Source organism: Pseudomonas sp. NFACC02 (assembly GCF_900110765.1).
Taxonomy (GTDB): domain Bacteria; phylum Pseudomonadota; class Gammaproteobacteria; order Pseudomonadales; family Pseudomonadaceae; genus Aquipseudomonas.
Genome location: NZ_FOEO01000005.1, coordinates 61,072 through 82,619, shown reverse-complemented (window position 1 = coordinate 82,619; position 21,548 = coordinate 61,072). Strand labels below are relative to the sequence as shown.

Genomic DNA, 21,548 nt, shown 5'->3' with positions numbered 1-21,548 from the left:
GATCTGGCGCAAAGCGGCAGCAAAATCAGGCGACCCGGTTGTGCCTGACACACCGCATGCACAGGTCTTGCTGCCGGTTCCCGGCAGATCGCGGGACAAGGTGGAGCGCCACCCCGGCACGTCCTACGCCTTTGGCAGATGCAAATGAGCGACACACGGCACACCCTCTGCAGAATCGAAGGCAACCTCAAACGCCTCGACACTTCAGTGTCCCGCCTTCTCTAGCGCCGCTTCCTTATGCATCGCCAGATGCCCGGTCTTGTCGCTTTTGACTTCATACTGAGGCGCGTCGGGCGATGCGGGGCGGTGGCGGCCCATGAACTCGCAATCCTTGGTATGGACCTTGGTGACCTTGCCCACCACATGCCCGACATCGGAGTTCCAGCGCACGTGATCGCCGACCTTGAAAGCGTGAGCCATGATGCCTCTCCTCCAGTCAGGGCTGCCAGAGCGTCTGGCTGCCTTCGAGTTTGCGGTCCAGAAAACTTGCCGCGCTGATCAGCGCCAGGTGACTCAACGCCTGCGGTGTGTTGCCCAGATGATGGCCGTGGGTGTCGAACTCTTCGGCGTACAGCCCCAACGGGTTGGCGTAGCGCAGCAGTTGTTCGAATTCCAGGTACGCCTGGTCGACGCGGCCGGCCCGGGCCAGGCACTCGACGTACCAGAACGAGCACGCCACAAAGGCGCCTTCTTCGCCTTCCAGGCCATCCCCATAATCGTCGTCATTGCGGTAGCGGAAGACCATCCCGTCTCGCACCAGCGTGCGCTCAATGGCTTCAAGGGTTTTGATCCATTTGGGATCGCTCGCCCCGACGAACCGCACCAGCGGCATCAACAGCATGGAGGCGTCCAGGTTCTTGCTGCCCTTGTGTTGAACGAAATGCCCAAGCTCCGGGTTCCAGAAGTTTTCCCAGATGTCGTCGTGAATCGCCTGGCGCGTCTTGTCCCACTTTTCGAAAGGCGCAGGCAGTGAGCGTTTGAGCGACAGACGCAATGCGCGGTCCAGCGCCACCCAGCACATCAGCCGTGAGTGAAGAAAATGCTGATCGTCGCCACGCATTTCCCAGATACCCACGTCCTTGGTGTTCCAGGTCTCGCACAGCTCATTGACCAGGCGGCTCGCGTGTTGCCACCCTTCATGAGAGATCGCTTCGCCATATTTGTTGGCCAGGTACACCGCGTCCATCAACTCGCCGTAAATATCGAGCTGCGTCTGTTTGTACGCCTCGTTGCCGATGCGCACCGGTCTGGCGCCGCCGTAGCCCGACAGATGGGTCAAGTTCTCTTCAGGCAGTTCCTCACGCCCGTCCAGCGAATAGAGAATGCCCAGCCGGGTGGACTCTTCGCAGCAGTCCCCCATACGCCCGCGGACCCACTTCATGAAGTCGTTCGCTTCGTCGGTATAGCCGAGCCGCATGAACGCATACACCGTGAACGACGCATCGCGAATCCAGGTGTAGCGATAGTCCCAGTTACGCTCTCCGCCCTCTTCCTCCGGGAGTCCGAAGGTGGCGGCTGCGACGATTCCGCCGTGCTTGCGTGACGTCAGCAGCTTGAGCGCCAGCGCCGAGCGATTGACCGTCTCGCGCCAACGCCCTCGGTAATTGGAATGGCGGCTCCAGTGCTGCCAGAAATTCACCGTGTTCTTGAGGTCGCCGTCACATTGAGTGGCCCTGACCTGCTCGTCTTCGGCACCGCCGAGCATGAACTCCGCGATGTCGCCTTGCTTCATCTGGAACTCGGCGACGGCTGCCTGCCCTTCAATCGTCAATGCCGTGGTCGCGGCGAGGCGCAGGCCCGGTTGCCCGGCGGCGGTGAACACCACGTCCTCCCCCGCCATTTGAGCCTGGGTGTCTGCGCGGCTGTAGTCATGACGTACCCGACACAGCATCCGCACGCGCGCCGTGCCATGGCGAACGTGAATACGGCGTACCAAACGCGGCAAATCGTCGACATCGGACGCAATCGGCATCAAATCAGTGACCTCAACCACGGCGTCCCTTGCGATCCAGCGGGTCATCAGGACGTTCGTTTCCGGGAGGTACAACTGCTGCCGACGAGCGTCGGGCAAGAGCGGCGACAACTGGAAAATCCCGGCCTCCGGCGTGTCCAGCAGCGCGCTGAAAATACTGGGGCTGTCGAAATCGGGCCAGCAGCAGAAATCGATGCTGCCCGTGTCGGCCACCAGCGCCGCGCTGCGCATGTCGCCGATGATCCCGTGATTCTCGATGGGGTTCTGCGCCTCATCGCGTAGGCCGTTCTGAGGCGGTTGAGTGTGTCCCACACGATTAGCCATTGTGCCGGAACTCCGGGTACAGGCTCATGCCACCGTCGATGAACAGCGTGGTGCCATGGACATAATCGGACGCGTCGGACGCCAGCCAGACCACCGCATTGGCGACGTCTTCGGGCTCACCGACACGGCCGTAGGGAATCAGCTCCAGGAGCTTCTTTTCAGCATCGCCAGACGTGGCCTGGGTGTTGATCGCGGTGCGAATCGCCCCGGGGGCGATGCTGTTCACCCGAATCCGTTGCTCGCCGACTTCCTGGGCGATGCTGCGCATCAGCAAATCCACACCGCCTTTGGAGGCCGCGTAATTGACGTGCCCGGCCCAGGGGATGACCTGATGCACCGAGCTCATGTGAATGATCTTGCCCAACGACCGTGAAACCTCGGGACGGATTTCCTGGCGGGCGAACTGGCGCAACGCGGCACGTGCGCAGAGAAACTGCCCCGTGAGGTTGACGTCAATGACGGTGTTCCAGTCCTTCAGGGTCATCTCGGCGATGGGCGAATCTTTCTGCAAGCCTGAATTGGCGATGAGGATGTCGAGCCTGCCAAAGGCCTTGAGGGTTTCCGCGAACAAGTGTTCAACCTCGTCCTCTTTCGACACATCGGCGCCAACCGCAATGGCCTGTCCGCCTGCCGCGCGTATGTCGGCCACCAGTTTCTCAGCGGGTTCCGCCTGCGAGTGGTAGTTGACTACCACGGCGGCGCCCGCGTCCGCCAGCCCTTTGGCTGCACCTGCGCCCAGCCCTGAGCTGGCGCCAGTGACCAGCGCGACCTGGCCCTTCAAGGAAATCTGCATGGAATGTCGAACCTCATGGGGGAGCGTATCCATGCTGACTGACGGGACTTGGCGGAAGTTCACAGAGAAGCGTCGTCAGTGCGATCGCTCTACCGAATCCGACCGTGCCTACAACTTGGATGGAATATCCCTACATGTATTCCCGTCAGTAAATGTTTCACTGCCGATGACCTCCACCTACGACGGAGCCTTGCATGGACGCACTGAATTCAACTTGTCCGCCGCAGCCCTGTATCAAGCGGGTTGGGCGCAGGAGAACGTATGCCCAAGGACCTGGCAAGCCTGTTTTTGCCTCAGAACCGACGCCTGATTACGCTCAGAACCGTGCTCGCAAACGAGCTGGAACTGCTGCTGGATGCGTTTTCGGGTCGCGAAGCCGTATCGGAATTGTTCACGTTCGAGCTCGAAATGCTCTCACGCGACGCACACATCGAGCTCAAGTCGCTGATGGGTACGCCCGCACAACTGAAAATCGAACTGGCGGACGGAAATCACCGGTTTATCGATGGGGTTATCACGCGATTCAGCCATCAAGGCTGCGACGGCGGCCTGTCCCGTTACACGGCCACATTGAGCCCCTGGCTCTGGATGCTCAGCCAGCGGCAGGACTCACGCATCTATCAGGAAAAAACGGTCGAGGACATCCTGCGCGCTGTTTTCTCCCTTTACGGTGACATGGCGCAATTCGAGTTTCGCCTGTTTGCTGCCCTGAAAACCCACAGCTACATCACCCAATATTTCGAAAGCGACCTGAACTTCGTGCTTCGCCTGCTGGAAGGCGACGGCCTGTTTTTCTATTTCGAACACGACAACCTGGGGCACCGGCTGATCATCAGCGACCGTTCGAGTGAACTGACGCCATTACCCGAGCAACCGCGGATTCGCTATCACCGCGCATCGGTGACAGAAACGGACGACGCGATCACGCACTGGAGCGCGCATCGCCAGCTCCAGTCGACCCGCATCAGCCTTCAGACCAACGATTACAAGCAGCCAGGCAACGCCTTGCCGGTCAGCATGAACAGCCTGAACCGGCAAGGCGACGTCAGATCCCTGGAAATCTATCAGCAGACCCAGCCGTGTTCTCACCGCAGCTACCCGGCCGGTGAAGCACTGCTGCGCAACCGGATCGAAGGCCATGAGTGCACAGGCAAAGCGTTCGCTGGCGTGAGCAACTGCCGCAGCATGCGCCCGGGATACACCTTCGAACTCACCCAGCATTTTGATCATGACCTCGGCTCAAAGGAGGACCGCAGGTTTTTACTGCTCAGCGTGGAGCATCAGGGGCGCAACAATTACCGCTCGCCCAAGCCTGCCGATTACGCCAATACCTTCAGTTGCATCCGCAGCAGGATTGTTTACCGCCCGCCACTGTCAACGGAGCGACCCGCAATCAACGGACCTTTGACTGCCGTCGTCGTCGGCCCGCGGGGCAATGAAGTGTTCACCGACGCACTGGGCCGAATTCGCGTGCGCTTTCATTGGCAACGGCACGTCCCGCCGGACGATGGCGAGACGCGGGAGGACGCTGACGACACCGCGTGGCTGCGGGTCGCGATGCCCGCTGCGGGAACAGGCTTCGGGCAGCAGTTCGTGCCTCGCATCGGGCAGGAAGTGCTGGTGCAGCACATGGCCGCCGACGTGGATCGACCCGTCGTGACGGGCGTCTTGTACAACGGGACCCACGCACATCCCTACTTCAGCGGCGAACCGGGGCTGCCCGGAAACAGCGCACTTTCAGGCATCAAGAGCCGTGAGCACGGTGGGTCCGGTTACAACGAACTGGTCTTCGATGACACACGTGGCGCCTCGCGAGCGCGCCTTGCCAGTTCCCATCAGGCCACCGCCCTGAACATGGGCAAGCTGACCACGCCACGCAATCAGGGCCGCGCCGAGCCGCGTGGCGAAGGTGCAGAGCTGCGCACCGATGCGGCCATTGCCCTGCGTGCGGCCCAGGGGATTCTGCTGACGACCTATGCCCGCAGCCAGGCCAGCGGGGCGCAACTGGACCGGAGCGAGTTGCTCGACCTGCTGGACGAATGCGGCCAGCTGTTCAAGGCCTTGGGACAAACGGCGGTCACGCAGGGCAGCTCGGCAATCGACGCTCAAGGCTATGAAACGTTGCAGCAATCCCTCAAACAATGGCCTGCGCCTGAGGGCGGCCGGTCCGGCGATCCGGTGTTTGCGGTGGCAGCCGCCGCTGGCACGGTCAGCGCCACACCCGGGTCGCAAATGCACGTCGCCGGGACCAATCACGACACCCTCGCCCGCCGTCATTTGCAATTCACAAGCGGTGAGGCCACACGGCTGCATGCCGGCAAAGGCATTGCCCTGTTCAGCGAACAGACCGGGATCAGCGCAATCGCCAATCGCGGCCACGTGCTGGTCCAGGCTCAGGACGACGACGTTAACGTTAATGCCCGGCAGAACGTGCGTATCTCCGCCGAACAGGGCGAGGTGGTCATCAGCGCGCCACACCTGCGTTTCGTTGCCGATGATGGCAGCTACATCAAGATCGGTGGCGGTATCGAAATCGGGACGCAGGATGAGGTCATCACGCATGCCCGGAACCATGACTGGGTCGGGCCGAAAACCGAACGCTACACCATGGCGATGCCACCGCCGGCCGACGCGGTCTGCCTGGAATGCCTGCTCAAGGCCGCACTGTCCGGCGCCGCGCAGGTGACCCTATGAACAGACTGCCAAACACCTACACCGACCTTGTGGAGGCAAACGGACTGAGCAGTCTGGTGCTGATCGACGGCGCGATGCAGCAACGCCTGGGCGCCCGACTGGCCGAGCACCCTGAGGGTGCCGTGTCGCTGTTCGCTGACTACCCCAAGGCGGCGCGCGCGCTCGGACCGTGGTTGATGAGCAAGACGCGCGCGGCTGCGCTGGGCATTGACGGCAGCGCGCGGGGCGTGAACTGGCTTGCCACTGACTGGCCGATGGCAGAGGTCGAGGGGCATCTGCTGCTGTGGATGCGGGGTCAGGATCGACATTCGCGCAACTGGCACCGTCTGGCCGACGGCCGTGCGCTGAACGCCTTGCTCTCGGTCTGGACCGTCACACAGCGGCATGCGTTTTCAAAGCCATGGCAAGCCTGGTGCTACGCCGACCGCAACGGCGCTGGCCGTTTGCTGAGCCTCTCACACACCTTTGAGATTTTGACGCCGGTCTCGCCAGCGCTCGATCCCGCGCAACAACTGGCGCTGAACCAGGCCACGCTGGCAGACGCACTGATCCACGAACTCAAGGCGCTCACGGTGCTGCACGCCTCGGTCAAAGGCTGCCGGGAAACACGTCACGCCAGCGTCGATGCCGTGCTGACCCAGGCGATGGCCGCAGGTTACGCCGACCTGAAAGACCTGGGCGCCCTGACCGCGTGGGCATTGCGCACCGGCACCGATGCGCCTGAGCGAATGGCGGCACTGACAGCGACCCAGCGGCAGTTGAGCGGCAGCGCATTGCTTGAGGCACTGGAAGGCAAGGCGGACAGCGTCGAGGTGAGCTCATGAAGCGCCTGTCATTAGGGGCTTTTCTCGGGATGGCGGTGCTGCTGATCGCCGCGTCTCGCTATGAAAAACCACCGCCTGAACCGCCGCCTAAGCCTCGGTACTTCGGGACGGCTGTATCACCGATGGACCACGAAAGAAGTGACACGTTCGTCAGGCCGGTCTATGTCAATGGCGGCTGGGTTAGCGCAGCGGGTCCTGGCGGAAGTACCGTGACGGGCGCGCTCAGCCTGCCTATGCCATGGCATCCGGGATTGACCGTTCGGGTTAAATGGCGGCGTTGTCAGCCTTACGGGAAAAACTGTCGCTGGATAGAAAAAGATGTGCTGGTTCACCCATACGATCATTCGGGCGGCACCAATCTACACATTCTGGAAAACGATGACGTATTGATAATACCAACCATGTTAGCTCCGAATAATCCTGATTATCCCGGCCCCGGCTATCCCGAAAAAAACTTCTACGCCCGGAAAGGAATCTCAAAATGAGTCACAAATTTTGGCGTCCATCAGATGTGCCCTCATTGCACTTCGCGCTTCCGGAAGTATTCGGCTTTGCTGCATGAAAGACCTGATAACCAGATACGAAAATTCATATTCAAAACTTAACAGGCCCGCTCATGCGCATGAACCTCGGTATGTTTTTGGCGCTCGCCGCACTATTCGTTGCGGCGTCCAAATATGAAAAACCACCACCTGAACCGCCGCCTAAACCTCGGTACGTCGGGACGGCCGTAACACCTATGGATCACGAAATAAGTGACACGTTCGTGCGGCCGGTCTATGTCAATGGCGGCGGAGTGGGCGCAGCCAGCACAGGTGGCAGTACGACCTATGGTGCGCTAGGCCTTCCTGCCATCTGGCATCCGGGATTGACCGTGCGGGTTAAATGGCGGCGTTGTGAAGCTTTTTACAAAGAAAACCCGAAACCCGATTCAGAAGCGTGTCACTGGACTGAAAAAGATGTGCTGGTTCACCCTTACGATCAGTCGGGTGAGACCAATCTGCATTTCCTGGAAAACGATGACGTATTGATAATACCGAGCATATTAGCGCCGAATAATCCTGATTATCCCGGCCCTGGCTTCCCCGAAAAAAACTTTTACGCCCGGAAAGGAATCTCAAAATGAGCGATATAAGCTGGAGCCCCCTAGATGCTCCCCCCTCTCGGTTGATTTTCCCGAACTTGCTGCGCCCCACAGCCCAATACCCCTGCCGATTGAAGCTAAGCTTCTCGATTTACTTTGACGGCACACGAAACAGTAAAGAAGAAGACAAGCCGAAGGGATCACATAGTAATGTCGCAAGACTGTCCGAACTCGGCCTTGATGACAAAAAGCAATGTATATACAAGCTCTATATCCAGGGTGTGGGGACTCGCTTTCCTGAAATAGGCGAGCCTGAGCCCCATCCGGACGGCGCCAAAGAGGGCGCATTCGGAGACCGGCGGATCCGCTACGCCATGCTTTTCATTGCCAACAGAGTCGCACGTGTCTCGCATGGCCGCGACTTGGTCGATGGCGATCCCGCATCCATCACCCACGCCGTTAAAGACGACACCCTGATACCCCGTTGGCGGGAGCAGATCACCGCCATGCTCGTCCCTCGCGTCGGCAGCCCGAAGATCGATGAAATCACCCTCGACCTGTTCGGCTTCTCACGAGGGGCAACGGCGGCCCGGTCCTTTCTCAATCAATTGCTGATGCATTTCGGCAACGGCGACAGCACCTTCTGCGGCATTCCGGTGCGGGTGCGTTTCATGGGGCTGTTCGACACCGTGGCCTCGGTGGGGCTGGCCGACGCCTATCCGCTGCCGGTGGATGGCCATATGCACTGGGGCAAGAAAGCCCTGCTGACCATTCCCGATTGCGTCGAGCAATGCGTGCATATGGTCGCTGCCCATGAAAACCGTGTCTCGTTCCCGGTGGACCTGGTGCGTGCCGGTGACACCTATCCCGACAACTGCCTGGAGATCGTCTACCCCGGCATGCACGCCGACGTGGGGGGCGGCTATGGCCTGCGGGACCAGGGCAAAGGGACCCAACTGGCGGACGGCAGCGTGCGTCATTTGCAGGCGGACAAGCTGTCGCAGATTCCGTTGAACGATATGTATGAACGCGCACTGCAAGCCGGCGTGCCATTGATACGAATTAGTCAGGTAGACATTGGCCGCTCGGAAAGTGACCTTGCCATCAGCCCCGAACTCCAGGACAGCTTCGACGCCTACATGGCGCAGCTCACTGCTTTGCAGGGTGGCGCTCCGGTCACCGAGCACATGCTCGCCCACCGCAAGCTGTATCTGGGCTGGCGTAAGCAATTCATCGCGGACGAGGACTTCAGCCAGTTGTCCTTCGTGCGCCACAGCGGCGATCAGGAACGCGTGGACCTGATCGAGGCCAACCGCCAACTGCGCCAACGTGTGGAGATGTTCGGCAACGACGCTCAACGGCGGCAGTTTCTGGAGCGCAATCAGTACAGCCTCGCCTCGCCGATGGAAAAAGGTTTTCACCTCGAATGGCGCCACGCCCCTGCCGTGACGCCGGAGGTCGGGCTGTTTCTCGAACAGTACGTGCACGATTCCCGTGCCCACTTCGTGTTGACCGATCCGCAAACCGAAGATGAGCATCGTGTTCTGCATCAATCGCTCGAACAACAGGAGCGTGATTACCAGCAGGCACTGACCGCCTGGCGCACGCAACAGAAGGCCGATCATCAAGCCGTGCTGGAAGGCAAACACGTCGTGCCTGCCCCGCGACCTCGCGACCCACTGGGCGAACCTGGCCGGGAAATGCTGCGCCTATACCGCAGCGGACAACCGGCCATCTTCAGCGATGCCCATCCCGGTTCCAGCGTGGATGGCACCACCGACGGACGTGACCTGCTCCACACGGTGTCCGGCCGGCGAGAAGACTGGAGTTACCTGCGCCTGCGTCATCTGTTCGCCGGTGAACGCGTGCGCTACGCCCCTGCCCCCCTGCGCAAGGACGCGCCAACACCCTCAATCGTTGAAATGAGGAGACGCGCATGAGTCGCAAAGGATTGCTTTACGGATGGATCGCCTTTCTGGCTGTTGCGCTGACTGGCTGTCAGCAAGAGCAAGCATCTGAACCGGTCAAGGATAAATCCATGCCGTTACGCGCCACGGTCTGGAAACTGACCCAGCTGGATCTGGGCCAGACGCCCTACGCCCTCACCGACATTCCGCAGGAAAGCCACGTGGGCTTTGTGATTTTCAACACCGATGACCAGACCCTGATTGGCTTCGCCGGTTGCCAACAGGTGGACGGTCGTTATCGGGTCGACGGCGAGCAGTTGAAGGTAGAAGCGATCACGTTGTCGGGTTCGCGCTGTTACAACCCGCGCTTCGATCAGGTGGGAGACCGTTTTGCCCAGGCCCTGCGTGGTGCCACCACCTATCGCCTGGCCACGGACGACGCGCGACTGGAGTTGATGACAGACGGAGTGGTCAGCGCGGTGCTGCACTACCGCCACAAGGAAGGGTACTGGTGATGGATACTCAGCAAAACAATGCCGGGCGCGTGGTGCTCAAGACCCAGCGACAACTGGATTTTCCTCCAGTGCGCCTGCCGAAAGGCTATGTCCGAGCCGCCGTGCTGCTGATGGGGGTGTGGCTGGGGTTAATCGTTGCGATGAAAGGGAGACTGGCGGCCGAGGGTCTCGACCTGCCGGACCTTTGGTATGTCATCGGCCGCGGAGCGTTCTGGATTGCCATAGTCGTGTTCATCGCATTCGCATCGCACACCTTATGGAAATTGAATCACCACCAGCAGCAGGAGGAACGTGAACTGTGGGCGCATGGGCAATGGTTGATCGACGAGGCACAGCGAACCTTCACCCTGGAGATACAAGGCGCCGGGCTGGGCATGCACGGCACGGCGCTGGGTGACTTATGGGCGTCGTTGAGCAGAGGTGAACCGGTGAACTGCGCAGCGCCTTCGCAGAGGCATGAGTACAGCACCCGGGACTGGCTCTACCCCTTGCGTCGACAGGCGTTTCGCGGCTCGGCCGCTCACGCGGTGACCTTCTGGCCGATCCCCACCTTCGTCGTGGGCTCGCTGCGCCCGGATGATCAACAGGTCAGTGCGGCATGGGTGATCAATGAAGCGCGCAATGCCGCCCTGTTGGGGCAGAGCCTGTTCGTCTCGTCATTCGCCGAACGAGGCAATCAGGCGCAGGCGATGATCCGCCGCGCGTTTGCATTCATGGACGAGCAATCGCAAGTGCCACAAATCCTGGTGGTCAGTGATGAGGAAGGGGCATCGACAGAGGCCTCGGTGAGGGCCAATACCTGCACGTTGCTGCTCAGCCGTGCAGACCGGTTGCCCCCGTTGGCCGCCTCCTCCATCGAAACGCCGACAGGCGAAGCGTTCATGAAGACTGCGCCCGGCAAGCTCTGGACCTGTTTCTGGCAGACCGACAAGGCCTACGCGGCGCATTACCAGCTCGAACACGATGCTCGGCACACGGGCGACGTCATCATTCCTCGAACGATGCCCGCCCGCTATTGGCTGGACCGAATACCGGCCCTGCTGAGCGCAACCCGTGAGCCCGGCATCGGATCATTCGTGCCCAGCCTCTGGTTGCCGGTGCGCTGGGCGACGTTCCAGTTGAAGGCATTTGAAACAGCGCCCGTGCTCGGTTATCTGCACCGTCCAGTCACCGTCGCCGCATTGCCGGAGGCGGCGGACGCCACCGCCACGGCCGGCATTCAGACCGAGGCCTTGTTGAAGGACGGCTGGATCGGCGCGCTCAATTCCCTGCCCATCGGCGAACGGCCTGTTCGGGTGTTCTATGACAGCACTCAGCACCCTGCCAAAGCCGCGAGCCTGATACGCGCGATGTCCGAACTGCAGCGCGAGGGCCACGGCCTCGACATGACAAATGCCGAGGAGGCATTTGATATCGGGCAGCGCATCGGCAACACCGGCATCGGTCGCACCTTGCTATTGATCAACCTGGCGACAGCAGCCAGCCATGAGGCCGGTGGCGTCAGCGCGGTGGTGTACACCGGCGAGGATCACAGCACGACCTTCCAGATGATTCGCCCGCCGACCGCTGCACGCAAACGCCAAGATGAACAGCGCGAAGGGTTTGCCAATCCATTCACTCCTCACATTGAGACCACCCCGACATGAAGCATCCGATCTGCCTTGGCGATCCCACCAGCGGTGGCGGCAGCGTCGTCAGCTGCCAGTTGGCCGCTACTCACACCATTCGGGGCGTACCTGTAGCAGTCGTGGGTGACAGCGCGAGCTGCCCGTTGCACAAGGGCCTATTCACCTTTCGCGAAGGGCATCCGGTTCGAAAAATGAATGGCATTCCCGTGGTGTTTGAAGGGCATCGACTGACGTGTGGGTGCTACGCCATGGCCAGACATGCGCTGACGGTCCAATCCTCGTAGCCGGTGCGAATGAGCCGGCTCACGCCCGAAGGCGATTCTGCCGCCCTGCGTCTCGCCATCCAGGTGGCGCAGGCGTCGTCATGACCGCGATTAACCAATCAGTCCGCGAAACATGCCGTCAGGCTGGACGTAAGCCAATGGCGATCCATAAACTGTCGCCCATCATTTCGTTACAAAATGGATGACGCATGCCGGGCTACGGGGACGCTGTATGAATCGCAATGAGCTGCGCAAGGCCGATATCAACCTGATGGTGGTGTTCGAGACCTTGATGCAGGAGCGCAACGTGACCCGTGCCGCCGAGAAACTGTTCCTCGGTCAACCGACCATCAGCGCCGCGTTGAACCGGCTGCGTGCGCTGTTCAACGACCCGTTGTTCATTCGCGTCGGCCACCGGATGGAGCCCACGGCGCGGGCCAACGAGATCATTCATCACCTGTCGCCAGCGCTCGACGCGATGTCCGTGGCCCTGAGCCTGACCCGGGATTTCGACCCGGCCAGCAGCGACATGACCTTTCGCATCGGCCTGTCCGACGATGTCGAGTACAGCCTGTTGCCGCCTTTGCTGCGCGCGATCCGCGAGGAGGCGCCCGGCGTCGTCATTGTCATCCAGCAGGTCAACTTCTGGAATGTCTCGGAATTGCTCATGTCCGGCGACATCACCGTCGCTGTATGCCTGACCCGTGAGTTGCCGGCCAATGCCAAGCGAAAACTGCTGCGCACCATGCAGCCGATGGTGGCGCGGGCCGATGATTCGAAGGAACCGATGACGCTGGACGAGTACTGCTCACGGCCGCACGTGGTGGTGTCCCATGTGGCGAACATCTCGAGCTTCGCCGATGAATGGCTGGCAGCGATAGGCCGCAAACGCAAAGCCGTGCTGTCCGTGCCGCAATACAGCACGCTGCCGGCGCTCATGGCGGGTACGGATCTGCTGTGTAACCTGCCGGATCACCTGACGCTGGCGTTGACCAGGACGGGATTGTTGCGAGGAGAACCGCTGCCGTTCATCACGCCCAATCTGGAGCTGTCGATGGTCTGGCTGAGCGTGATGGACACCGACCCCGCCGAGCGCTGGCTGCGCAAGCGACTGGAGCAGTTCATGGGCGATCACAGCACGATCACCCCCGCCCCGCTGGGCTGAAGCGCGAGTTTCTAAGCGCGTGGCTTGAAACCCGATCCTGTAGGAGCGAGGCTTGTCCCGCGATCGGCTGCATAGCAGTCGTAAAACCCGGCGATACGGTAGTGTCAGGTAGGTGGCGTATGCAGGTTTTACTGCCGCTGCGCAGCAGATCGCGGGACAAGCCACGCTCCTACAAAGGACGGCCCAGACACAAGCCACGCGCTTGCAAAAACACGGCCCTGTAGGAGCGCGCTTGCCCGCGATCCGCCGGGCACCGGCGGCAAAACCGGCAAATGCGGTGTGTGTGGGGGGGTGTAGGTGTGACACCGCATACATCGACATGGCGACGACTGCGTCGCCGATCGCGGGCAAGCGCGCTCCTACGCCTTCGGCAGAAGCGAGCATAGCCCGTGATGTCAGCCGAAACGGCCGGTGATGTAGTCTTCGGTCTGGGTCTTGGACGGTTTGGTGAAGATGGTGTCGGTGTCGCCGTGCTCGATCAGTTCGCCCATGAACATGAACGCGGTGTAGTCCGAACAGCGCGCGGCCTGTTGCATGTTGTGGGTCACGATGACCACGGTGAACTGCTCTTTGAGCTCGGTAATCAGCTGTTCAATACGGCCGGTTGAGATCGGGTCTAGCGCCGAAGTCGGTTCGTCGAGCAACAACACTTGTGGACGCAGCGCGATGGTCCGGGCAATGCACAGACGCTGTTGCTGACCACCTGACAGGCTCTGCGCGCTTTGCTTGAGCTTGTCTTTCACTTCATCCCACAACGCCGCCCCGCGCAAGGCTTCTTCCACCCGCTCTTCCATCTCGCGACGGGAGAGTTTTTCGTGGTGGCGCACGGCGTAGGCGATATTGTCGTAGATCGACATCGGGAACGGCACCGGCTTTTGAAACACCATGCCAACGTGGCTGCGCAGGCGGTTCATCGAATAGCCGGGGGCCAGAATGTTTTCGCCGTTCAGAATCACTTCACCCTTGGCTTCCTGCTTCGGGTACATCGAATAGATACGGTTGAACACGCGCAACAACGTCGACTTGCCGCAACCCGACGGGCCGATGATCGCAGTGATGCGCTTCTCGGGAATGGTCATGTCGACCGACTTCAGCGAGCGATGGCCGTCGTAAAAGAAATCGAGGCCGCGTACCTGAATCTTGGTTTTTTCGTCGGCAAGGGAAAGGTTATTCATCAGGATGCCTTATTGCGCAAAAGGAGAAGACGGGAGCTGAGGCTCAGCACCAGTACGAACAAGGTCAGAATCAAGGCACCGGCCCAGGCCAGGGAATGCCAGTCATCGAACGGGCTCATCGCGTACTGGAAGATCACCACGGGAACGCTGGCGATTGGTTTGAGAACGTTGCTGCTCCAGAACTGGTTACCGAAGGCGGTGAACAGCAAGGGGGCTGTTTCACCGGTGATGCGAGCCAGTGCCAGCAGCACACCGGTAACCACGCCTGCCTTGGCGGCACGCAGCACGATCTGCAGGGTCAGTTTCCACTGCGGCACACCGAGCGCCAGTGCGGCTTCGCGCATGGTCGACGGTTGCAGCTGAAGCATCTCATCAGTGGTGCGGACCACCACCGGAATCACCAGCAAGGCCAGGGCCAGCGCACCGGCAATGGCCGAGAAGCCGACCTGATGGTTGGTCAGGGCGCTGACTGGCAGGATCACGGCGGTGTACACGAACAGGCCCAGCACAATCGACGGCGCCGACAGCAGGATGTCGTTAATGAAGCGGACCGCGTTGCCCAGCTTGGTGTGACGGGCGAACTCCGCCAGCCAGATACCAGCCATCAGGCCGATCGGCGTACCGATCAACAGGCCAATGCCGGACATCAGAACGCTGCCATAGAAAGCGTTGGCCAGACCGCCCGCCGAACCCGGCGGAGGTGTCATCTCGGTGAACAGGTTCAGGTTCAAGGCCTGGAAGCCGTTGACGATGGTCGTCAGCAGGATCCACACCAGCCACAGCAAACCGAAGACGGTCGCGCCGCAGCTGAGGACCATCGCAATCATGTTTTTGAAGGCGCGGGCCCGGTACAGGTTTTCGTTATCGGCCTTACTCATAGACCCTCCTTGCGCGACAGACGGGAAAGCATCAGACGGGCAATCGCCAGCACGATGAAGGTGACGACAAACAGCAGGAAGCCCAACGCGATCAGCGACGAACGATGCAGGTCGGTGTACGCCTCGCTGAACTCGTTGGCGATCACAGACGCAATCGAGCTGCTCGGCATCATCAGGGACGCAGAGAACTGGTGAGCGTTACCGAGTACGAAGGTCACAGCCATGGTTTCACCCAGCGCGCGACCCAGCCCCAAAAAGATTCCGCCCACCACGGCCGAGCGGGTATAGGGCAGGACAATGTCCCAGACCACTTCCCAGGTCGTGCCGCCGAGTGCGTACGCCGACTCCTTGAGCGCGATGGGTACGCTGCGGAACACTTCGGTCATCACCGAGGTAATGAACGGCGTGATCATGATCGCCAGGACGATACCGGCGGTCAGCATGCCGATGCCCAGTGGCGGACCCTGGAAGATCTGACCGATCAGCGGCAGCGCGCCAAGGTTGTCGTTGATCCAGGGCGCCATGTATTCGGCCATGAACGGGCCGAACACGAACAGGCCCCACATGCCGTAGATGATCGAGGGAATGCCCGCCAGCAGCTCGACGGCGGAGGCAATCGGCATCCGCAACCAGGGCGGCGCCACTTCAGTCAGAAAAATCGCGATGCCGAAACTCACCGGAACGGCGATCAGCAGCGCGAGAAAGGACGTCACCAAGGTGCCGTAGATCGGGACCAGTGCCCCGAAATGGCCGTTGACCGCATCCCATTCAGTACTGGTAAGAAATTCAAAGCCAAACGTTTTGAACGCTAGGGCACCGCCCCAGAGTGTCGAGCCGGCGATGCTCGCCAGCAACAGCAGCACCAACAGAGCCGCTCCCAGCATCGTGCGCCGGAACCAGGCGTCGTGTCGGTGATCGCGGGCCGCGCGTTTTTCGCTCTCGGACGTCACATCCGGAATCACAGCGGACATATATTGGGTGTTTTCAGTCATGGTGGGTCCACTCGCAAGGAAACCCTGTCACCGAGCGCTCGATGACAGGGGTAAGCCGGATAACGTCGAGTTACTTCTTGAACTCGGTCTTCCAGTAGTTTTCGATCTTGCTGACCAGCTCTGCAGGCAGAGGTACGTAATCCAGCGACTCGGCTTGAGCCTGACCTTTTTCCAGGGACCATTTGAAGAAGTCGAACGCAGCTGCGCTCTTCTCGGCGTTCTTCGGTTCCTTGTACATGATGATCCAGGTGGTCGCCGTGATTGGCCACGCATCAGCGCCCGGGGCGTTGGTCATGATCAGGTTGAAGTCCTTGGCGTCTTCCCATTTGGCGGTCGCAGCGGCGGCTGCGAAGGCTTTTGCACTTGGCTCAATCACCTTGCCAGCCGAGTTTTCCATCTTGGCGTAGGAGATCTTGTTGGTCTTGGCGTAGGCGAACTCAACGTAGCCGATGGAACCCTTGATCTGTTTTACGTAAGCGGCGACACCTTCGTTACCCTTGCCACCCACGCCCACTGGCCATTGAACGGCAGAGCCTTCACCAACGGCTGATTTCCAGTCCGGGCTGACTTTGGCCAGGTAGTTGGTGAAGTTGAATGTGGTGCCCGAGCCGTCCGAACGGTGGACGACGGTGATATTGGTTTCAGGCAGCTTCACACCTTTGTTCAGCGCAACGATCGCCGGGTCGTTCCATTTGGTGATCTTGCCCTGGAAAATGTCAGCCAGAACCTTGCCATTCAGCTCCAGCTTGCCGGTTTCGATGCCTTCCACGTTGATGACCGGGACGATACCGCCGATCACGCTAGGGAACTGACCCAGGCCACCCGCCTGCAGGTCTTCGGCTTTCAAAGGCGCATCGGAAGCGCCGAAATCAACGGTTGCCGCCTTGATTTGAGCGATACCACCGCCAGAACCGATGGACTGGTAGTTGATCTTGGTATCAGTGCTCTTGCTGTAGTCGGTTGCCCATTTGGAGATGACTGGGAAAACGAAGCTCGAACCAGCACCAGTGACGTCCGTAGCGTGTGCCATTCCAGTCAGGCACATCGAAGCCAGCAGGAGCGACAGGCGTGTTTTTGTCAGCAGATTCACGGCAATACCTCAGCAGAAGAATTTGTGTGTGTGCGGTCACAGTTGACGACCCGAGGCAGATTTAAAACCCGAAACATTTCTGTTTGATGACAGTCTTTAGACACAGGTCGAAATCGGCCCTGTTCTGTAGGCGATTTCCTACGGGCTGTAAAAACGAACCCCCCGAATTCATTGACGAAAACGAGGGTTGTCTACTGCTTGAGAATTTAATATCAATGCGCCACACCGCCTGAGAAAATGCCGTGTTGCGGCCTCGTTTCAGCGCGAATTGTGACAATCACAAGGCAAAAACCGAGCTGTACGAACGTCTCCCTCCAACCGACGTTTATTTTGCGGTGCCCTGTTTCATCGAGTGTGTTTCGAAGTTTTGCGGGGCGCGTGGGTCTTCGTTAATGGAACCTGGGCGGCTTCCGGGTAAAGGTCGCCAATTCATCAGACGCCAGCACTTCAATTGAGGATCCAGTACCCGGCCCCCATCCAGTATTCGGCTATAAACCGGGTGACCGTCTGTCGGCAAGACTGCACGTCTCGTGTCTGCCGCCAGACCAATGTGTATCCACGTCACCATAGGGATTCACATCATGATCAAGACAAAAATGACCGCTCTGACGCTGGCCGGCCTGCTTGCTGTCGCCACCGGCTCCGCATTCGCAGGTTCGACAGGGCCTACCGATCCCGTCGACACCACCACTGGCCCACGTACCAGCAGCCAGGGCCCTAATACCGACGGCACGCCTAAAACCGGCTCCAGTTCCACCCCTGGCACCAAAGGCATGGGCAGCTCCGATGGTAATGGCGCTGCGGGTGAAGGCGGCGGCATGAGCAACGGCAATGGCATGGGTGGCAGCGGCGGTGGTGGCGGCACAAGCGGCGGCAGCGGCGGATCCAGCGGCAGCAAGTAAGCCAAACCAACGATTTGAGCCTGATCGCGAGAAGCGCGCCGACCGCGGGCAGGCTCAACCCTACTGACGTTCTTTCCTTCCCCTGACTTCCCACCCTCCTCCCGCCTCCTGATTGGTCTCCTGGTCAATAGCCTTAATGGATACTGGCAATCGCGCTGGTCCCCACTAATATGGCATCCGTTGAGAATCGATCTTGGTGCGATGGAGAACCCGCATGACCCCGGATATTCAGGAAGCCAGCAATACCGTTCGAATCCATGCAGCCCACGGCCGCTCAAGGGAGCTGGGCGAATACTTGAACACCGTCGTAAGTAACCTTCTCCGCCTTCCAGGTTGCCAGCACAGCTCGCTCAGCCAGGACGCGACAGACAACGACGTCTGGGTGATCAGCGTCCAGTGGGTGTCTTGCCAGGCCATGGCCGAACACTTTGCCCAGCCGAGTAATGAAAACCTTAACGGTCTGCTCTCTAACCGCTTCGTGCGTCAGGTGACGTTCGAAAGCGACATTGAACGGTGCAGTCTTCCGACCCCGACTTAAACAATCGCCTTAGAGCGGTGGATGAGCATTCACATTAATAAATTCGCTTGATTGACTATCAAAAACCAATCGTCAGAGAAGCCGGCATTGACGCGCAATAACAACCCCATTCCTCGTAGACCGCTCTGGCGCGCGGCACCGCCGGTCAGTGGCACGGTGGCAAACACTAAACATTCCGCGTTCGGTGTCGATAAGCCATCAGTAGAGCCCGAAAGTGGGCCGGACTTGATGACTGAAAGGCACAGGCATGCACGACATTTTTTTGCTGGTAGAACATGGCCGCGATCACGGTGAAGTTTCTGTGATTGGCTGGTTCGATGACGAACGCGCGGCGAAAGACACCGCGGAAGCGATGGAGTGGAAAGCCTGGCGCGAAGAGTCCAAGCGCCAACACCAGTGGTCCAGCCAGCCGCTGCCGCCACCGAGCGAAACCTCATACCGGCGTTTCTGGGTCAAAGGCATCTCGAAATTTGCCCACACACCCGCCCCACGCTCCTGGGCGGTGCATTGAAGCATTGCTGACCGGTAATTTTTCCTGGCATCCGTATTGTTTTAATGACCACAAGGCAAGATGATAGCCGTCCATTTTTGATGACTGTGATTCACCTTCCCGTCGCTCGACGGTCATTAGGAGCAACTCGATGGACCCGGCCGCACAGGATAACCGCGCCGAGGACGGAACCGATCCCGCCTCTGATTTTGTTCGATCAATACTGTCCACGCTTCCCGAGCGTGGGCACGACGCATCGACCCGATCGGCCCAGCGACGCTGGTACGAATCCTTGTCAGAGCAAGACCAGATGCTCGTAAGGGAGAAGCTGCGTGAAGAGATCGCGCGCATTCGTGGCGAGTTTGGGAAGAAGCGCGATATTTCTTCGATTACGGCGCTCAGGCTTAGGGATCATGGGTGATGGCGCCAAAGTGCCGCTCTCACCCTGCCGAAAACCTCCACAAACATGACCGTATTGACCACCATCGAAACGAAGGTATGGGATTGTTGCTTTCGCCCAGATCCGGATTCTGACAAGGCGGTTTCATTGTCGATGGTGCGGATCAGCTCGCTGGATCGTATTCGTAGCGCCGATGGATCGGGTTTCGGCCGTGCTCGACTAACAGGCTGTTGTCGCCGGTGAGGATCTGCGAGAGCTTGTCAGCCGGCAGTGTCGATGCGAACTGCCAGCTTTTGCGGCCCATGGTGTCGTAGCCGAAGCAATTGGTCAATTTACCCCACGGGGCAATAGACCTCGCCGAGAAGCTCATCGCGCTCGCACTCTCTATGATGAAAGAGCTAACTCCTCGTGCAGGCTATGGCTTCTTTAAATCTGGCTTAGATAGTCAGAAGTAGAATTTCTGAAACAAATCTGCGCTCGCGATAAATACCGGAAACATACTACAACCCTAGCTCTCCAATTACATCTTGTTCACCAAAAGGAGAATAATCAGGGAGCTTTTTAGCCTCGGACTCAGAAATAGCCTCCTCGTTATCAAATATATCAACCCTTTTACATGAACCACCTATACCCAACGTGAAATATATAGATTCATTAACCGGTGGATTATACCCCTCCTGATGCGCGACTATCCTCCAGTCTCCTTCAATTTTCCGATCAAACAAACCATAAGAATCGAGAATAACTGGTCGACCTTTGCGTTTAAATTTTAAATGCGCTAGATTTGGGCTTTCGCAAATCATGTCAAAAATCTCTGTCACATGTTCCAAGTTGTTACGAGTCATGATCCGGCCAAAACGATACCCCGTTTCAACTGAAAAGCAAAATATATCCCCAACTTCAATTTTGCACAAAGGCGTCTTTTTTCTCGAGCCTCAACCATAAATATTTAACTTCTTCATCAACATTCTCCGATGTTTAACTTAGCTCGTGAGAAACAGGCCTTCGCTGCCCACTGCGACTGAGATTTTATGAGGCTTCAAAAACATTCACACGTGTGTCAGCTTTGTAGAAGTACAAGCTAACTAATTGCCTCTTCTCATTATACTCTGGATATATCACAATTCCTGGCACACTATCAGAACAGAAGCTTACAATCTCTGAAATAACATCTCCATCCCACTTGTAGTGATACATCCAGAATTCCGAATCGAAATCAATTCGTCCTGCCATGCTTACCTTTCCGTTTTCCAACTCTGACATCCTTAGCCAGATTTTCTCTCCGTGATTGTTTATTTTTAGCGAGATCGCGCGCGCCCCACGATAAAGATATTTCTCAGTTTCATGATGCACACCGCGAGCGTTGAAATAATCAATTCTCATCACATTTCCTTCGCAGCGATAGATTTTTTGCGCGTTCTTTTTATCATTTGGCTCTTTTAGTCCGACCCCAGCGGGAGACACGTCTGACATTTGAAGTTCGAACGGGACAAGTGAGTAACTCGGCCCCTTCGACCATAATATTTCCGCTGCCTGCGGCGCAGACCAGTCGTCAAACGACAATTCATCCATCTCGGCAAGGGCTTCGTCTTTAAACCCCTCTAGATTTTTATAATTCACGCAGTCACCTTGCTGTTTTAAAAAGTGTGCCTACATTTAGCGATTTCTTGAGATCGCTCAATGCACTTAAGAAATCTTCTTTTGTCTCTTACGAACTTAGCTTATCGAACACGTGCTGTTTGTACGCATTGCTATGAATTCCCGCACCTGATGAGGAGTTGCGGATGTCCGAGGCACACGTGCGGATTCAGCATTAGGGAGCCATATACCATTTCGTTTGCCGTTTATATCGACATCCAAGGCTTTCATCTTCTCGCGTAACCCAGCCATTTTTACATCTTTGGAGTCGGACAT

General features: G+C 58.7%; 21 protein-coding genes and 2 pseudogenes. 12 read left to right on the top strand and 11 right to left on the bottom strand.

Annotated features, from left to right (window positions below):
- Positions 1 to 204: 204 nt before the first annotated feature.
- From BMY73_RS06520 to BMY73_RS06510, 3 genes are read right to left on the bottom strand one after another with little or no spacing between them, the layout of a single operon-like run.
- Entirely contained in the window at positions 205 to 420 is a 216-nt protein-coding gene (locus BMY73_RS06520; protein WP_062387582.1) for a hypervirulence associated TUDOR domain-containing protein, read from the bottom strand.
- Positions 421 to 436: 16 nt separating this feature from the next.
- Complete coding sequence (locus tag BMY73_RS06515) at positions 437 to 2,296, bottom strand: glycoside hydrolase family 15 protein (RefSeq protein ID WP_092405887.1); 1,860 nt, start codon at positions 2,294 to 2,296, stop codon at positions 437 to 439.
- Complete coding sequence (locus tag BMY73_RS06510; RefSeq protein ID WP_062387587.1) at positions 2,289 to 3,089, bottom strand: SDR family oxidoreductase; 801 nt, start codon at positions 3,087 to 3,089, stop codon at positions 2,289 to 2,291. Before BMY73_RS06510 ends, BMY73_RS06515 begins: the two co-directional genes overlap by 8 nt.
- Positions 3,090 to 3,350: 261 nt before the next feature.
- Between BMY73_RS06510 and tssI the strand changes: the two are divergent.
- The 8 genes and pseudogenes from tssI to BMY73_RS06465 all read left to right on the top strand — a co-directional run bounded on the left by tssI (position 3,351) and on the right by BMY73_RS06465 (position 13,169).
- Positions 3,351 to 6,607: pseudogene (gene tssI, locus BMY73_RS06505) on the top strand (type VI secretion system tip protein TssI/VgrG).
- Entirely contained in the window at positions 6,604 to 7,092 is a 489-nt protein-coding gene (locus tag BMY73_RS06495) for a DUF3304 domain-containing protein (protein WP_092405884.1), read from the top strand. The pseudogene tssI and the gene BMY73_RS06495 overlap by 4 nt, the downstream one beginning before the upstream one ends.
- Before the next feature lie 131 nt (positions 7,093 to 7,223).
- The gene (locus tag BMY73_RS06490; protein ID WP_092405883.1) at positions 7,224 to 7,733 is read left to right on the top strand and encodes a DUF3304 domain-containing protein; all 510 of its coding nucleotides are present in this window, start codon (positions 7,224 to 7,226) and stop codon (positions 7,731 to 7,733) included.
- Positions 7,730 to 9,631, top strand: coding sequence for a T6SS phospholipase effector Tle1-like catalytic domain-containing protein (locus BMY73_RS06485; RefSeq protein ID WP_092405882.1), 1,902 nt, complete (start codon positions 7,730 to 7,732; stop codon positions 9,629 to 9,631). Before BMY73_RS06490 ends, BMY73_RS06485 begins: the two co-directional genes overlap by 4 nt.
- Positions 9,628 to 10,113, top strand: a complete 486-nt coding sequence (locus BMY73_RS06480) for an META domain-containing protein (protein ID WP_092405881.1) — start codon at positions 9,628 to 9,630, stop codon at positions 10,111 to 10,113. Before BMY73_RS06485 ends, BMY73_RS06480 begins: the two co-directional genes overlap by 4 nt.
- Positions 10,113 to 11,759, top strand: coding sequence for a type VI lipase adapter Tla3 domain-containing protein (locus tag BMY73_RS06475; protein WP_092405880.1), 1,647 nt, complete (start codon positions 10,113 to 10,115; stop codon positions 11,757 to 11,759). The genes BMY73_RS06480 and BMY73_RS06475 overlap by 1 nt, the downstream gene beginning before the upstream one ends.
- The gene (locus BMY73_RS06470; RefSeq protein WP_092405879.1) at positions 11,756 to 12,025 is read left to right on the top strand and encodes a PAAR domain-containing protein; all 270 of its coding nucleotides are present in this window, start codon (positions 11,756 to 11,758) and stop codon (positions 12,023 to 12,025) included. Before BMY73_RS06475 ends, BMY73_RS06470 begins: the two co-directional genes overlap by 4 nt.
- Before the next feature lie 211 nt (positions 12,026 to 12,236).
- Entirely contained in the window at positions 12,237 to 13,169 is a 933-nt protein-coding gene (locus BMY73_RS06465; RefSeq protein ID WP_092405878.1) for a LysR family transcriptional regulator, read from the top strand.
- 395 nt (positions 13,170 to 13,564) lie between these two features.
- Here the strand turns inward: BMY73_RS06465 and pstB are convergent, their stop codons facing one another.
- The 4 genes from pstB to pstS all read right to left on the bottom strand — a co-directional run bounded on the left by pstB (position 13,565) and on the right by pstS (position 17,304).
- The gene (gene pstB, locus BMY73_RS06460; RefSeq protein WP_062387611.1) at positions 13,565 to 14,344 is read right to left on the bottom strand and encodes a phosphate ABC transporter ATP-binding protein PstB; all 780 of its coding nucleotides are present in this window, start codon (positions 14,342 to 14,344) and stop codon (positions 13,565 to 13,567) included.
- The gene (pstA, locus tag BMY73_RS06455; RefSeq protein ID WP_092405877.1) at positions 14,344 to 15,222 is read right to left on the bottom strand and encodes a phosphate ABC transporter permease PstA; all 879 of its coding nucleotides are present in this window, start codon (positions 15,220 to 15,222) and stop codon (positions 14,344 to 14,346) included. Before pstA ends, pstB begins: the two co-directional genes overlap by 1 nt.
- The gene (pstC, locus tag BMY73_RS06450; RefSeq protein WP_062387617.1) at positions 15,219 to 16,214 is read right to left on the bottom strand and encodes a phosphate ABC transporter permease subunit PstC; all 996 of its coding nucleotides are present in this window, start codon (positions 16,212 to 16,214) and stop codon (positions 15,219 to 15,221) included. The genes pstA and pstC overlap by 4 nt, the downstream gene beginning before the upstream one ends.
- A gap of 70 nt (positions 16,215 to 16,284) precedes the next feature.
- On the bottom strand, positions 16,285 to 17,304 hold the full coding sequence (gene pstS / locus BMY73_RS06445) for a phosphate ABC transporter substrate-binding protein PstS (RefSeq protein WP_062387620.1): 1,020 nt from the start codon (positions 17,302 to 17,304) through the stop codon (positions 16,285 to 16,287).
- A 581-nt stretch (positions 17,305 to 17,885) separates the two neighbouring features.
- Here pstS and BMY73_RS06440 point away from each other — a divergent pair.
- The 4 genes from BMY73_RS06440 (at position 17,886) to BMY73_RS06425 (ending at position 19,655) form a co-directional block, all read left to right on the top strand.
- Positions 17,886 to 18,206, top strand: a complete 321-nt coding sequence (locus tag BMY73_RS06440; protein ID WP_092405876.1) for a hypothetical protein — start codon at positions 17,886 to 17,888, stop codon at positions 18,204 to 18,206.
- A gap of 214 nt (positions 18,207 to 18,420) precedes the next feature.
- Complete coding sequence (locus tag BMY73_RS06435) at positions 18,421 to 18,744, top strand: putative quinol monooxygenase (protein ID WP_092405875.1); 324 nt, start codon at positions 18,421 to 18,423, stop codon at positions 18,742 to 18,744.
- A 247-nt stretch (positions 18,745 to 18,991) separates the two neighbouring features.
- A complete protein-coding gene (locus BMY73_RS06430; RefSeq protein ID WP_062387628.1) occupies positions 18,992 to 19,255 on the top strand; it encodes a hypothetical protein in 264 nt (87 codons plus the stop codon).
- 130 nt (positions 19,256 to 19,385) lie between these two features.
- Positions 19,386 to 19,655 carry a hypothetical protein gene (locus tag BMY73_RS06425; protein ID WP_092405874.1) on the top strand — a complete coding sequence of 90 codons (270 nt, stop codon included), beginning with the start codon at positions 19,386 to 19,388 and terminating at the stop codon, positions 19,653 to 19,655.
- 148 nt (positions 19,656 to 19,803) lie between these two features.
- Here BMY73_RS06425 and BMY73_RS06420 read toward each other — a convergent pair.
- The 4 genes and pseudogenes from BMY73_RS06420 to BMY73_RS28520 all read right to left on the bottom strand — a co-directional run.
- A pseudogene (locus BMY73_RS06420) lies at positions 19,804 to 20,017 on the bottom strand (sugar-binding protein); the annotation flags it as partial.
- Between the two features lie 117 nt (positions 20,018 to 20,134).
- On the bottom strand, positions 20,135 to 20,479 hold the full coding sequence (locus tag BMY73_RS06415) for a phosphotriesterase (protein ID WP_371914952.1): 345 nt from the start codon (positions 20,477 to 20,479) through the stop codon (positions 20,135 to 20,137).
- A 184-nt stretch (positions 20,480 to 20,663) separates the two neighbouring features.
- A complete protein-coding gene (locus BMY73_RS06410; RefSeq protein ID WP_092405872.1) occupies positions 20,664 to 21,254 on the bottom strand; it encodes a hypothetical protein in 591 nt (196 codons plus the stop codon).
- A gap of 96 nt (positions 21,255 to 21,350) precedes the next feature.
- On the bottom strand, positions 21,351 to 21,548 hold the full coding sequence (locus tag BMY73_RS28520) for a hypothetical protein (RefSeq protein ID WP_256570963.1): 198 nt from the start codon (positions 21,546 to 21,548) through the stop codon (positions 21,351 to 21,353).